This is a genomic window from Serinicoccus marinus DSM 15273 (assembly GCF_008386315.1).
Classification (GTDB): Bacteria; Actinomycetota; Actinomycetes; order Actinomycetales; family Dermatophilaceae; genus Ornithinicoccus; species Ornithinicoccus marinus.
Genome location: NZ_CP043808.1, coordinates 2,175,858 through 2,189,695, shown reverse-complemented (window position 1 = coordinate 2,189,695; position 13,838 = coordinate 2,175,858). Strand labels below are relative to the sequence as shown.

The following is a 13,838-nucleotide window of genomic DNA, read 5'->3' as shown; positions in this document are numbered from 1 at the left end:
GCCGGCCCGGCGCGTGCTTATCATCGGGTGACGCACCGCCGCGCCGGCCCGCCCCTCGCAGGGACCGCTCCGTGGCGCACCACGCACCGTCAGGAGGGTCGAGGATGACCGGCAGTGAAGCACGCACCGACCGGGCGCGGGAGGAGCGCAAGGTCCTCGCCGGCACCCTGGTCGGCACCACCATCGAGTGGTACGACTTCTTCATCTACGCCCAGGCGGCCGCGCTCGTCCTCGGCCAGCTCTTCTTCGCGCCCATGGGCGAGGGCGGCGCGCAGCTCGCGGCGTGGGCCTCCCTCGGCATCAGCTTCCTCGTGCGCCCGCTCGGCGCCGTCGTCGCCGGGCACCTCGGTGACCGCTTCGGCCGCAAGGTCGTCCTCGTCTTCACCCTGGTCGGCATGGGCGGCGCCACCGCGATCATCGGGCTGCTGCCGACGTATGCCCAGATCGGCGTCGCGGCCCCGGTCCTGCTCATTTTCCTGCGGCTGCTCCAGGGCTTCTCCGCCGGCGGTGAGTGGGGCGGCGCCGCGCTCATGTCGGTCGAGCACGCGCCGCTGGGCAAGCGGGGCCTGTTCGGGGCCTACCCGCAGATCGGCGTCCCCATCGGCATGATCGTCGCGACGCTGTTCATGTTCGGCCTCAGCACCTTCATGACCGACGAGCAGTTCCTCACCTGGGGCTGGCGCATCCCGTTCCTCTTCTCTATCGTGCTCATCGGCGTGGGGTACTGGATCCGCCGCCAGGTCGAGGAGTCGCCGGTCTTCGCCGAGATGGCCCGGCTGCGGCAGAAGGAGTCGGCCCCGCTCGGCGAGCTCTTCCGGCACCACCGCAAGAACGTCATCCTCGCCGCGCTCATCTTCGCCGCCAACAACGCGGCGGGCTACCTCGTCATCGCCTACTTCAACGGCTACGGCGTCAACACGCTCGGCATGGAGCGCACCCAGACGCTCATCGCCTCGCTGCTCGGTGGCGTGGGATGGCTGGTCTTCACGCTCTACGGCGGCTACATCTCCGACCGGATCGGTCGCGTGCTGACCTTCCAGATCGGTTACGGCATCATCATCCTCTGGGCGATCCCCATGTGGTTCCTGCTCGACACCGCCTCGTTGCCGCTCTTCACCCTCGCGATCCTCGTCCTCACCGTCGGTCTCGGCCCGTCCTACGGCCCGCAGTCGGCGCTCTACGCCGAGATGTTCCCCGCCCGGGTGCGCTACTCCGGCGTCTCCATCGGGTATGCCCTCGGCTCGATCATCGGCGGCGCCTTCGCCCCGCTCATCGCCGAGCTGCTGCTGCAGCGCACCGGCCAGTCCTGGAGCATCGGCGTCTACATCGCGGTGCTCGCGCTCATCTCCTTCGCGGCGGTGTCGATGGTGCCCAAGTCGCTGCAGGACTCCGACCTGCACCAGCACGAGCCCGCCCAGACCTGAGCCGCGTCACTGCCCGGGGCCGAAATGCGGTCGCCCGCTGTCCGGCGCGAGCCCTAGGGTGCCGGGCATGAGCGACATCACGATCGACGACGTCGGGCGGCCGGAGCCTCCCCTGGACGCGCCCGAGCCGGCGACCCTGGCCGGCTTCCTCGACTTCCAGCGGGCGACGCTGGAGTGGAAGACGCGCGACCTGGACACGCAGGCGCTTCGCGCGCGGCTGCCCGGGCATACCAGCACCATGACGCTGGCCGGGCTCCTCAAGCATCTGGCGTGGGTCGAGGACTACTGGTTCACCGAGGTGCTCTCCGAGACCGCCATGCCGGCGCCGTGGGCGGACGTCGACTGGGAGGCGGACGAGGACTGGGAGTGGAACAGCGCCCTGTCGCAGGAGGCCGATGACGTCCGCAGGACCTGGGAGACGTCGGTCGGGCGCTCGCGGCGGGCCCTGCGCGAGGCGCTCACGTCGGACGCGGAGGACCCGCTCGGCGTGACGCACCCGGCGTGGGGCGGCCGGGGCCACGTCTCGGTGCGGTGGATCCTCACCCACATGGTCGAGGAGTATGCCCGGCACAACGGCCACGCCGACCTGCTGCGCGAGCTCGCCGACGGGCAGACGGGGGAGTGACCGTCCTCGCGGTCAGGAGAGCCGGAAGTGGTGCACCTCGAGGGCGGCGGGGTCGATGCGGCCGGGTGACATCGTCGTGACGTCGAAGCCGAAGAGCGCGGTGCTGACCGCCGAGGCGTAGGTCTCGGTGTCACCGTGGTCAGGCTCATCCGGCAGCGCGTTGCCCGTCTCCTCCTCGACGGCTCCCTCGGCGTGAACCACCTGCCGCGCGAGGTCGCCCGGAGGCTCTCGGACCAGCAGCACGGCCGTGTCCGCGGGGGAGGACCAGAGCACGGACCACCAGGTGTCCTCCTCCTGCGGAGGCCAGCCCATCGTCGCGTCCATCGGCACCGGCCCGGCGACGAAGGGGATCCCGTCGTAGATCCCTGCCGCAGAACGGTCGGGATCCGCCACTAGCTCGGACAGCGGGCCCGTCCCCTCGTAGCTGGCGGGTGAACCGCTGAGGACCTGGACCCACTGCTGGGCCACGGCGGGGTCGGGGTGGAGCGAGGCGGTCGCGAGCGTGTCGACCGGGCGACCCGGGCTGACGGCATTGAGAGCGAGGTGCATTCAGTCCTCCAGGAGTTCGTCGATGGTGAGGTGCTGGGCTTCGAGCGCGAGAGCGGCGACGTCCTCGACGGTGGCGGCATCATAGAGACGAGGCGGTCGCGTGGGAATCGCAGTGCTCTCCACCAGGGTGCCGCGGACCGTGCGGCGTATTTCAGCCTCACCGTTGGTCGGCAAGTCGAGGCTGCGTGAGCTGTGTGGGTCACGCAGCGTGACCCACAAGGGCGGGCGTGATCGGACCGTGTCGTCCCAGCGGGTTTCCCTGGCCGAACCCAACCGGGCAGCCTCGCCAGTGCGGACGAACCCGATCCGACGGATCGAGTGCTGCCCGTGGCGCAGATTGACAAAGATCTTTTCCCCTGTCACGTCGACCGTGATCCGCGGGCTGCTGGCGGTGCCGGGCCATGCTGGCTGGAGGTCCAGGCACCAGGGCTCGCCGGAGACGTGACGCTGCTCGGCCTCTCGGGCCGTGATGAAGCCCCACAGCGCGTTGCTCTCGCCGACACGGCGGGCTCCATACGTTGGCACTCCCGGAGCCGGCACAGGCTCCCAGGTCGCGGGCAGCGGACCGAACTCCGCCTGCGGCAAGGCGTCGAGACGCTGCGTGACCCCCAGAAGAGACGGCTCGATCACGGCGTTGACGTCGCGGGGGTCGATAGGGCCGGGCACCGAGAGCAGGTCGAGGTCGGCTGCGGTCAGGGTGTGCCAGGTCCGCTCGTCGTGCTCACCGGCCGGGTAGTGCCGTACCTGGCGGGAGGCCACCCCGTAGGAAGGGAAGACCTCCCAGGCCACGACACGCGCTCCGCCGTCGTGATGCTCGTTGATGTCGCTGACCAAGAGGTCGTGCTCCCCGTGCGCCGAACGAGAGAGCGCGTGCTCCTGCACCAGCGTGCGTGACTCGTACCACTCGACGGCGCCAGAACCGGCTGAGAAGGCGTAGACGACGGTGGTCCGGTCGCCATCCGTCACCTCCACGCTGACGAACCCCTCGGTCTCGAACAGCTCCCAGGCCTCATCGACGGAGACGAGCTCACTGCTGAAGTCGTGGGTCGAGCGTTCCCAGAACTGTCCGTACCTCACCTGCATACGCCCATCCTGCCTCGCCAGTTGCGTCACTGGCGCCACCCGGCCACGCGTTCCGGGAAGCAGGTCTACCGGGCGAGCGTGGCGCAGTGGAAGGCGCAGCAGGCCGCGAAGCGGCCCAAACCTGTGAAGTTGGCGACCAATCCGCGGCTGCGGGCCTACGTGGAGGACAAGCTCTGCGGGGAGGTCACCGATGCCGATGGGCCACCGATCGCCGGCCCGGACGTGCCCTGGGCCGGTCGCCGGCACGGGCGTCGGCAGGACCGCCGCTGGGGCACCGCGTGGAGCCCGGAGCAGATCAGCAACCGGCTCAAGGTCGACTCCCCCGACGATGAGTCCATGCGGATCAGCCACGAGACGATCTACACCTCGCTGTACGTTCAGGGCCGCGGCGCGCTGAAGCGGGAGCTGACTGCGTGCCTGCGTACCGGGCGGGCGCTGCGCGAGCCACGCGCCAGGACTGGCCGCAGCGGCCGCACCTTGGTCACCGACGAGGTCAGGATCTCTCAACGTCCCGCCGAGGCTGGCGACCGGGCGGTACCCGGTCACTGGGAGGGCGACCTGATCATCGGGCTGGACAAGTCAGCGATCGGGACGCTCGTGGAGCGCACCAGCCGGTACACGATGCTGCTGCACCTGCCCAGGATGGAGGGCTTCGGCGAGGTCCCGTATGTCAAGAACGGGCCACCCCCGGCGGGTCATGGCGCTCAGGCCGTCCGGGACGCGATCACCGCCCAGCTGGGCGACCTGCCCGAGCAGCTGCGCCGATCGCTGACCTGGGACCAGGGCGGGGAGATGGCCCAGCACGTCCAGCTCAAGATCGACGCCGGCGTCGCGGTCTACTTCTGCGATCCACACTCACCATGGCAGCGTCCGAGCAACGAGAACACCAACGGCCTGTTGCGCCAGTACTTCCCCAAGGGAACCGACCTATCACGATGGTCCGCCGAGGAGGTTGCAGCCATCGCCGTCACCCTCAACGAACGACCTCGCAAGGTCCTCGGATGGCGAACTCCTGCCGAGGTCTACCAGGAGCAGCTACCCTCCCCACCACAGGCCGGTGTTGCATCGACCCCCTGAACCTGCCTTCAGTCCTCCAGGAGTTCGTCGATGGTGAGGTGCTGGGCTTCGAGCGCGAGAGCGGCGACGTCCTCGACGGTGGCGGCAGCATAGAGCCGGGTTGGTTGAGGGGGCACAGTGGTGCGCTCCTGCACGGCGCCGTGGACGGTATGGCGCAGCTCAGCCGTGCCGGCGGCCGGTAGGACGAGGCTCCGTGAGCTGTGTGGGTCACGCAGCGAGAGCCAGCGCGGCGGGCGCGATCGGACCGTGTCGTCCCAGCGGGTTTCCTCGATCCAGCTCAACCGGGCAGACTCGCCGGCGCGGTCGAGATCGACGCTGCGAATCGAGTGCTGCCCGTGGCGCAGATCGACGAAGATCTTGTCCCCTGTCACGTCGACCGTGATCCGCGGGCTGCTGGCGGTGCCGGGCCATGCTGGCTGGAGGTCCAGGCACCAGGGCTCGCCGGAGACGTGACGCTGCTCGGCCTCTCGGGCCGTGATGAAGCCCCACAGCGCGTTGCTCTCGCCGACACGGCGGGCTCCATACGTTGGCACTCCCGGAGCCGGCACAGGTTCCCAGGTCGCGGGCAGCGGACCGAACTCCGCCTGCGGCAGGGCGTCGAGACGCTGCGTGACCCCCAGAAGAGACGGCTCGATCAGGGCGTTGACGTCGCGGGGGTCGATAGGGCCGGGCACCGAGAGCAGGTCGAGGTCGGCTGCGGTCAGGGTGTGCCAGGTCCGCTCGTCGTGCTCACCGGCCGGGTAGTGCCGTACCTGGCGGGAGGCCACCCCGTAGGAAGGGAAGACCTCCCAGGCCACGACACGCGCTCCGCCGTCGTGATGCTCGTTGATGTCGTCGACCAAGAGGTCGTGCTCCCCGTGCGCCGAACGAGAGAGCGCGTGCTCCTGCACCAGCGTGCGTGACTCGTACCAAGCGGTGGTTCCGGAACCGGCTGAGAAGGCGTAGACGATGGTGGTCCGGTCGCCATCCGTCACCTCGACACTGACGAACCCCTCGGTCTCGAACAGCTCCCAGGCCTCATCGACGGAGACGAGCTCACTGCTGAAGTCGTGGGTCGAGCGGTCCCAGAACTGTCCGTACCTCACCCGCATACGCCCATCCTGCCTCGCCGGTTGCGTCACTGGCGCCACCACGGCTGCTCCGGCAGCTCGAAGTCCTGCAAGATCTTCACCCCTCGTCCATTCGCATACCTCCGCATATCACTGGGGATGTCATCGAGCTGTCGCGGCAGGACGATGTGGAGCTCGCCCTCGATGGCGGTGAAACCGCCCTGCCGCGCCCCTCGCGAGCTCCGCACGTTGGCGATGGTGGCGCCGCTCGGATAACGATCAGCGATCTGGTTGACGTAACGCTTCCAGGTGGTGGGGTTGATCTCGCTGAGCTGGCTGCCCTTGAACTCCAGGATGGCGCCAGGGCTGAGTCTTCTGCCTCGCTCGTCCACCTTGGGCGGGATCCATCCGTCGACCACGACGTACTTCCCGCGGCCGCCGTAGCCCGGCGGCGCGTTGAGGTACACGTGCCCGAAACCGCCACGGTCCTTCGTCGCGGCGGTCAGGGCCGCGTCATGCGCCTGCCCGTTGAAGATGCGTCCCAGGTGGCGCAGGCCAGGCGGAAGATTCGCGATCCGCTCGGGGAGATGAGGAACCGGCCGCGGAAAGTCGCCAGCCGTGGGCAGCCGACCATGGGTCGTGAGGAAGTCATCGAGCTGCTGGGCGTCGACGAGGTCGGTCAACCGAAGACCGCGGATCTTGACGTTGTCGGCGTTGCGGGCCAGGTTGCGGACCGCCACAGCTCCGTCACCGGCCAAGGGCACCATTCCTGCGGCGGACCAGCCAGCGTTACCCCAGTCGCCCTCGGAGGCATACCAGAGCGCGTTGCCGACGTCGACGGGTGTGCCGATCACGGGGACTGAGGCCCAGTCGGCCGCGACGTGCCGGTCCAGGCGCTCCGCTTCCTTGTTGTCCGCGGCGATGTCGGCCTGCAGGTCCTCGAGCTCCCTGCCCAGAACCCCGGCGATCTCCTTCCCGGCCGCCGGATCGCCGAGGTTGGTGGCGACGGCGAACGTTCCGACCACCGTCTGGCCCTCGTCCATCGGCCAGCCGCGGCGCACCAGGTGCCGGGTGAGACCGTCCAGGCCGATCTCCTCGCCGTCGACCGACCTGGTCTGAGGCCGTCGTCGTCGAGCAGCGCCTGGACGGTCCCAGGGTGGTTGCGCAGCCCGAGGAGCAGCTGCGTCATCGGGTCCATCGGACCGTCCTCGAAGCCGGGGAGCATGGGTGGACCGGTGCCGGTCCACCACATCTCGTGGCCGCCCTCGTGGTGGCGCTCCTGCACATACACCCGCTCGACCGCGGACTGCAGGAACTGCGGATCCCAGTTGCCCGTGGTCGTGAGGAAGGTGAGGATCGCTGCGTCGTCGCCCGGTGTCGCCAGCTCACCGGGCTCGGCGGCGAACGTCGGGGTCGTCATTGCCGTGAGCCAGCGCTCCCGGACGTCGTCGTCGAGGGCCAGGTCGCCGGTGTTGCTCGTGGCCTGACCCAGGGACGTGCCCAGGCCCTGCACGATGGTGTCGTAGTCGGCGGCGTAGGAGTCGGGCGGATCCTCCTCCATCTGGAGGAAGCGGTTGTTGGCCTTCGCGAGGTTCTCCAGGAAGGAGGCGACGACCGCGGGGTCGGTCTGCTCCGCGAGCTCCGCCGCGAAGTAGGGGTCGTGGGCGTTCTCCTTGAGCAGGTCGACGATCTCCTGCGGGAGCTCACCCTCCTCGTTGATGCTGTCCTCATACATGGGCGAGCCGTAGATCGTCATGAGCTCGGCCGCCCGCCGCGCGTCCGCCTCCGCCTCGTGCGGCGACTGCGTGGGCAGCTGTGACTCGTCGATCGTCACCACGTCCATGCCCTGCGGCAGCATGGAGTTGACCAGCTCGGCCAGTGCGAGGCGACGCCGCAGACCCGGAAGTTCGTCGATCACCCAGTCCAGCGCCCTGCCCGGGGTGTAGAGCCCCTCCGAGGAGAGGTCGACCGACTGGATCACCCGCTGCATGCGACCGACCTGGGTGGGTATGCCCGTGTCGGCGGTCTCCATGCCCTTGATGAGGTCGTGGAAGAACTCGAGGTGGATCTTGACCTCCCTCATCGGCCCCACCCGTAGTCCCGGTGCTCCTTCTCGATCTGGTGCGGGTGCGCCGGGCCCTGCTCCCCGCGGATCTCGCTCAGCGAGAGGTCCGGTCCGGTGCGGAGCCGGCGCTGGTTGTCGCTCAGGGCTGCCGCGAAGTCGTCCGCGCTGCTGCTCACCCAGGCTCCGTTGTCGAGGGCACGCCGTACGCCGTCGAGCAGCGCCGCCATCTCGGAGGCGATCTCTCCCATGTCTCGTTCGGCGTCGTCGATGTCCTGGCGGTAGAAGTTGGTGAACGTCTCCGGCTCGTCGTCCTCTGCCACGGCGCTACCCCTCCTGTGCGCGTCCCGGCAGCCAGCGTAGCAAGGCACCGCTCGTCCTCGTCGAGGCCCGCTGGGCGTAGGCTTGTCGCTCGTGGCAGTCGACTTCGAGACCGAGATCAAGCAGCTCCGCGCGACGATGGCGTCCGTGCGGGACGTCACCGACCTCGACCGGCTGCAGGCGCAGATCGCCGACCTCGAGGAGCAGGCCAGCAAGCCCGACCTGTGGGACGACGTCGAGAACGCGCAGAAGGTCACCTCGGCGATGTCGCGGGCCAAGGCCGAGCACGACAAGGTCACCGGCATGGACTCCCGCATCGACGACCTGGAGGCTCTCGTCGAGCTCGGTCGCGAAGAAGGTGGCGCGGATGGCGACCAGGTCTTGGAGGAGGCCGAGAAGGAGCTGGCCTCGCTGCGCAGGGCGGTGGAGCAGCTCGAGGTCCGCACGCTGCTCAACGGGGAGTACGACATCCGCGAGGCGGTCGTCACCATCCGCTCCGGCGCCGGGGGAGTGGACGCCGCGGACTTCGCCGAGATGCTCATGCGGATGTACCTCCGCTGGGCCGAGCGGCACGACTACCCGACCGCGGTGCTGGACACCTCCTACGCCGAGGAGGCCGGCCTCAAGTCGGCCACCTTCGAGGTGAAGGTGCCGTATGCCTTCGGCACGCTCGCGGTCGAGGCCGGCACCCACCGCCTGGTCCGGATCAGCCCGTTCGACAACCAGGGCCGTCGCCAGACCAGCTTCGCCGCCGTCGAGGTGGTCCCGCTCATCGAGAGCACCGACACCATCGACATCCCCGAGGCCGACCTCAAGGTCGACGTCTTCCGCTCCAGCGGGCCCGGCGGGCAGTCGGTCAACACCACCGACTCGGCCGTCCGGATGACCCACATCCCGACCGGCACCGTCGTCTCGATGCAGAACGAGAAGAGCCAGATCCAGAACCGTGCGGCCGCGCTGCGCGTGCTCCAGTCGCGCCTGCTCCTGCTGAAGAAGCAGGAGGAGGACGCCGCCCGCAAGGAGATGGCCGGCGACATCAAGGCCTCCTGGGGCGACCAGATGCGCTCCTACGTCCTGCACCCCTACCAGATGGTCAAGGACCTGCGCACCCACCACGAGGTCGGCTCCACCGCGGCCGTGCTCGACGGCGACATCGACGACTTCATCGACGCCGGCATCCGGTGGAAGCGCTCCGCCGACCGCGAGCAGGACTGACCGGACCCTCCTGACGCCAGGGCCCTGCGGGGCCCGGCGACGGCATACCCGAAACGTCCGCGGGCGACTCTTGACGCCGCCGAAGTCTCGGGTCTGATCTCCCTATACGGAATCGAACTTCACTGAAGGGAAATCGCCGTCGGGTAGATCGTCCGCACCAAGGTCGACTCGCGGCGCATCGCCAACGGCCTGCGCGCCGACATGCTCTCCACCATGGCCGCGCCGGTCTTCAACTCCTTCCCCCAGTCCGGCTTCGCGCAGAACGTCGGGCTCGTCGCGGTGATCGGCATCCGCTCGCGCTGGGTCGTCACCGCGGGCGGCGGCATCCTCGTGCTCCTCGGCCTGCTGACGCCGAGGGCGTGCTCTTCGTCGTCGACGGCGCCCTCACCCTCACCCTCGAGGGCACCGAGCACGCGCTGGAGCCGGGCAGCTACGCCTTCCTCCCGCCCGGGGCGGCTTGGACCCTGCACAACCGGAGCGAGGAGACCGCGACCTTCCACTGGGTCCGCAAGGCCTAGCAGCGGGTGCCGGGGCTGGACCTGCCCGAGGCCTTCGTCACGCACGAGCGCGACGTCGAGGCCGGCGCGATGCCGGACACCGACGGGGTGTGGCGCACCCAGCGCTTCGCCGACCCCACCGACGTGCGGCACGACGTGCACGTCAACATCGTGACCTTCGAGCCCGGCGGGGCCATCCCGTTCCCCGAGACGCACGTCATGGAGCACGGGCTCTACGTCCCGGAGGGCAAGGCGATGTACCTGCTCAACAGCGACTGGGTCGAGGTGCAGGCCGGGGACTTCATGTGGCTGCGCGCGTTCTGCCCGCAGGCCTGCTACGCCGGCGGCCCCGGCCGGTTCCGCTACCTGCTCTACAAGGACGTCAACCGGCACGCGGCCCTGACCCTCTGAGCACCTCCTGACGAACGCCGGCGGGCGGCATACCTCGAGGTATGCCGCCCGCCGCGTCGTGTCAGGCCGGTGACCGGCCGCCTCCCGTCAGGGCGCCTGGTCGCCGTTGAGGGCGGCGACGAGGGTGTCGAAGACGTTGTCCGTCAGGGCGGTGGTGCCACCCAGCAGGAACGCCTGGGCCGGGTCGAGGGCGACGATCGCGTCCAGCGTGTCCGCCGGGATGTCGTCCGTGCGGCTCAGCATGACGGGGACCTGCTGGACCCCGGCCAGGGCCGAGCCGGCCAGCGCGTCCGGGTAGTCCAGGCCGGTGGCGACGTGGACCGCCGGGGCGGGGTTGGTCTCGTCATAGCCGAACCGTTCGGCCACGGCCACCGAGGTGCCGTAGCGGTCGGTCCCGGCGAGACGCTCGGTCGCGCCCAGGGCGGTGAAGACGTCTCCGCTGACAGCACCCTCGCCGCCCAGGACGATCACCTCGGGGTCGCCGAGCGCCTCCAGGGCGGTGGTGAGCGAGCCGGGCACCGTGGCGGTGCGGGTCAGCAGGACCGGCACCCCCTCGGTGGCGGCCAGCGACGACGCGGACAGGGCGTCGGCGAAGGCACCGTTCTGACCGGTCGCCACGTAGACGTGGTCGACGTCGCCGTACTGCGTCGCGAGCAGCGCGGAGGTCTCGTAGCGGTCCTCGCCCGAGATCCGGCTGACCTCGCCGTAACCCTCCAGCGCCTCCTCGACGTCCTCGGAGACCGCGACCTCGCCACCGAGGATGACGATGTTGTCCGGCTCGAGGTCCTCCAGCGCACCGATGGTGGCCTGGGGCAGCCCGGCGGTCCGCGTCAGCAGGATCGGGGCGGGCGAGCCGTCGGGGGCGACGGCGACCTCGCCGCTCGTCGTCGGCAGCAGGCCGCGGGCGGCGGGTGCTGCGCCGGAGAGCGCGTCGGCGAAGCTCTCGCCGGTGGCGATGTAGACCGTGCTCACGTCCTCGGGGTAGGCAGCCGCGATCCTGGCCGCGGTGTCGTAGCGGTTGGTGCCCGCGATGCGCTCCACCGGCACGGTCTCGTCGGTGTCGGCGGTGAGGCCGACGAGGACGGGGTCGTGGTCGGAGCTGGCGAACTGGTCGTCGCTGTGGAAGTCGACGAGGTTGTAGTTGCGCCGGCTGTACTGGAACGCGATCGACTCATCGCCGTTGATGTCCCACACGCCCGCACCGGACACCAGCTCAGTGGCCGCCTCGTTGGCGAAGACGTGGTCCAGCGAGCCCAGGCGTCCGCTGAACTGGTAGGTCATCGAGTCCGGCTCGAAGGCGCTGGCGACGTTGGTGTAGCCGGCGTCCTCGATGACCCGGACCGGGTCCTCGCGGCTGTAGGCGTTGAAGTCGCCCATGAGGAAGACCGCCTCGTCCGCGAACATCTCCTCCGACCAGGCGCTGAGCGCCTCGGCCTGCGCGATGCGCGCCGGGTTGGCCCGGCCCTGACCGGTGCCGTCGTCCTCGCCGGACCCCTTCGACTTGAAGTGGTTGGCGATCGCCACGAAGGACGTGCCGTCGGTCGTGGTGAACTCCTGCGCCAGCGGGTAGCGGGCGTTGGCGAAGGCGTCGTCGAGCTGGATCAGCGAGGGACCCTCGAGCGACACCTCGGACGGGTCGTAGATGAAGGCGGTGCGGATGACGTCCTCGCCCGGCGGGGTCACCGTCGGCGACGGGGCGTAGGCCCAGCGCTCCTCTCCCGCCTCGGCGTTGAGCGCCGCCACGAGGTCGGCCAGCGCCTTGTCGCGCGGGTGGTCGATGTAGGACAGCGCCGCGGAGTTCTCGATCTCCATCAGCGCGAGGACCTCGGCATCGGTGCCGTTGATGGCGGTGACGAGCTTGGCCTGCTGGTCCAGGAAGGCCTGCTCGGACCAGGCGCCCCGGACCTCGCAGAAGTCGGTGCCGACCGGGTTGCCGAAGCGGTCGGCGTAGTAGTCGCAGCCCTCTTCGTCCCGGCCGAGGTCGGAGAAGTAGTTGAGCACGTTGAACGCACCGATCTGGACGTCGCCACCGACCGCGGGCGGGTCGACCTCGCGGTCGTTCTCGCTGGTGATCGGGTCGACCGCGCTCTCCGAGCCGACGACCTGGCCGACCGGCTGGTAGTTCCACTGGAAGCGGTAGTCCAGGATCACCGGCGAGGCGAAGGTGACCTGCGAGCCGGTGCGGTGCGGCTCCTCGGCGGACAGGTAGGGCAGCGCCGAGGACTGGGCCGTGCTGTTGCGCAGGTAGTCCCAGCTCGAGCCGTCGTCCAGGGTGATGTAGCGCTCCTGGTTGGCCGCCTCGTAGGCCTCGGCCTCCTCGCCCGGCAGCACGCGGTCCGTGGCCTGGTAGAGCGGCTCCTCACCAGCGCCAGACCGATCTGGCCGTACTGGTTGAGCTGGTAGTTGTTGGTGATGGTGTAGGTCCCCTCGGGCTGCACGAGCATGCCCTCGTAGACCTCCTTCTCGGCGTCCGTCACCGGCAGCGTCGAGAGCGCGGTGGGCGTGACCGCCTCGCAGCCCTCGACGACGTCGACGAAGCCGCCGGAGATCTCGGTGAGGCCGTTGTACTCGACCACCTCGGCCCCCTCGACCTGGAGGCAGTCGCCGATCTCGGCGTTGTCCGCCGCCCACGAGCTGTAGAGGAACATGCCGTCCGAGGCGTCACCCGGCACCTTCTCCGCTCCGCCGGTGCCGGCCGTCTGCAGGTAGACCCCGCTGAAGCCGCCGGTGGGGTAGGCCGCGGTCACCACGCCGCTGGTGTTGACCGTTTGGCCGACCAGCTCGGAGGCCTCGCCGGTGCCCTGGATCTCGGCGATGCTCGCCTCGACCGGGTCCGGGTCGGGCTCCGGGTCGGTGCCACCTCCACCGCTGTTGGTGGGGGTGGGCTCGCCGCGGGTGAAGTCGGCGGCGTTGTCGTCGGTGTCGACCGCGTCGGTCCGGCTCGCCGAGGTCGTGTTGCTCAGCCCCTCCGCCGCGGCGCTGCCCTCGAAGAGCGAGGCCGAGCCGTAGCCGACCAGGTCGACGACCTCCTCGCCGGAGGTGAGCTCGACGCTGCCGCTGGAGCCGCTCATCGAGGCGCCGCACTCGGCGTCCGGGTCGGGCAACGGGGTGGTGCCGCCCGCGCCCGGGTTCTGCTGGATCAGGAAGTGGGTGCCCGGGGCGACGGTGCCCGACAGTGCGCACGCGCCGCCGCCGGGGTTGCCGGAGGAGGAGTAGTAGGTGACGGCATACCCGTCGAGGTCGATCGGCTCGTCCGTGGAGTTGAACAGCTCGACGAAGTCGTGGGTGTAGTCGGCACCGGAGTTGCCGCCGCCGCCGTAGACCTCGTTGATCACGAGACCGGGCCCGGCCGCGAGGCTGCTGGGGGCGAGGGCGACCAGGCCGGTGACGGCCAGCGCGCACGTCGAGGCGGCCGCGACGGCACGCCGGAGGGGGATCTGCATCTGTTGCACTCCAATGGGCAAGGGACAGGTATGCCGGGACGCCACGGACCCGGTGCCAGTGAAGGTAGCCGCTGGCACCGAC

General features: G+C 69.9%; 9 protein-coding genes and 3 pseudogenes. 5 read left to right on the top strand and 7 right to left on the bottom strand.

Features of this window, described 5'->3' with window-relative positions; translation table 11 throughout:
- The first annotated feature begins 104 nt into the window (after positions 1 to 104).
- Both FU792_RS10355 and FU792_RS10350 read left to right on the top strand, forming a co-directional pair.
- On the top strand, positions 105 to 1,424 hold the full coding sequence (locus tag FU792_RS10355; protein ID WP_022924877.1) for an MFS transporter: 1,320 nt from the start codon (positions 105 to 107) through the stop codon (positions 1,422 to 1,424).
- Between the two features lie 67 nt (positions 1,425 to 1,491).
- Positions 1,492 to 2,049 carry a DinB family protein gene (locus FU792_RS10350; protein WP_022924876.1) on the top strand — a complete coding sequence of 186 codons (558 nt, stop codon included), beginning with the start codon at positions 1,492 to 1,494 and terminating at the stop codon, positions 2,047 to 2,049.
- Positions 2,050 to 2,061: 12 nt separating this feature from the next.
- Here FU792_RS10350 and FU792_RS10345 read toward each other — a convergent pair whose 3' ends face one another.
- Positions 2,062 to 2,598: a hypothetical protein gene (locus FU792_RS10345; RefSeq protein WP_022924875.1), complete on the bottom strand. Its 537-nt coding sequence runs from the start codon at positions 2,596 to 2,598 to the stop codon at positions 2,062 to 2,064.
- Positions 2,599 to 3,720 (bottom strand): hypothetical protein, encoded by a 1,122-nt coding sequence (locus FU792_RS10340; RefSeq protein ID WP_157609201.1) that lies wholly within the window; start codon positions 3,718 to 3,720, stop codon positions 2,599 to 2,601. It lies immediately after the preceding gene.
- Here FU792_RS10340 and FU792_RS10335 point away from each other — a divergent pair.
- Positions 3,691 to 4,758: pseudogene (locus FU792_RS10335) on the top strand (IS30 family transposase); the annotation flags it as partial. The gene FU792_RS10340 and the pseudogene FU792_RS10335 sit on opposite strands and share 30 nt — an antisense overlap.
- Positions 4,759 to 4,766: 8 nt before the next feature.
- Here FU792_RS10335 and FU792_RS10330 read toward each other — a convergent pair.
- The 3 genes from FU792_RS10330 to FU792_RS10315 all read right to left on the bottom strand — a co-directional run bounded on the left by FU792_RS10330 (position 4,767) and on the right by FU792_RS10315 (position 8,192).
- The gene (locus FU792_RS10330) at positions 4,767 to 5,849 is read right to left on the bottom strand and encodes a hypothetical protein (protein ID WP_149814733.1); all 1,083 of its coding nucleotides are present in this window, start codon (positions 5,847 to 5,849) and stop codon (positions 4,767 to 4,769) included.
- Between the two features lie 808 nt (positions 5,850 to 6,657).
- Positions 6,658 to 7,890 (bottom strand): hypothetical protein, encoded by a 1,233-nt coding sequence (locus tag FU792_RS10320; RefSeq protein ID WP_149814731.1) that lies wholly within the window; start codon positions 7,888 to 7,890, stop codon positions 6,658 to 6,660.
- On the bottom strand, positions 7,887 to 8,192 hold the full coding sequence (locus FU792_RS10315; protein ID WP_022924870.1) for a hypothetical protein: 306 nt from the start codon (positions 8,190 to 8,192) through the stop codon (positions 7,887 to 7,889). Before FU792_RS10315 ends, FU792_RS10320 begins: the two co-directional genes overlap by 4 nt.
- Positions 8,193 to 8,283: 91 nt before the next feature.
- Here FU792_RS10315 and prfB point away from each other — a divergent pair, with 91 nt between their 5' ends.
- Both prfB and FU792_RS10305 read left to right on the top strand, forming a co-directional pair.
- Positions 8,284 to 9,405, top strand: a complete 1,122-nt coding sequence (gene prfB, locus FU792_RS10310; protein WP_022924869.1) for a peptide chain release factor 2 — start codon at positions 8,284 to 8,286, stop codon at positions 9,403 to 9,405.
- Between the two features lie 228 nt (positions 9,406 to 9,633).
- Positions 9,634 to 10,313, top strand: a pseudogene (locus FU792_RS10305) ((S)-ureidoglycine aminohydrolase); the annotation flags it as partial.
- A gap of 87 nt (positions 10,314 to 10,400) precedes the next feature.
- Here FU792_RS10305 and FU792_RS10300 read toward each other — a convergent pair.
- On the bottom strand, positions 10,401 to 12,644 hold the full coding sequence (locus tag FU792_RS10300) for an ExeM/NucH family extracellular endonuclease (protein ID WP_149814730.1): 2,244 nt from the start codon (positions 12,642 to 12,644) through the stop codon (positions 10,401 to 10,403).
- A 731-nt stretch (positions 12,645 to 13,375) separates the two neighbouring features.
- A pseudogene (locus FU792_RS17930) lies at positions 13,376 to 13,756 on the bottom strand (lamin tail domain-containing protein); the annotation flags it as partial.
- Between the last annotated feature and the right edge of the window lie 82 nt (positions 13,757 to 13,838).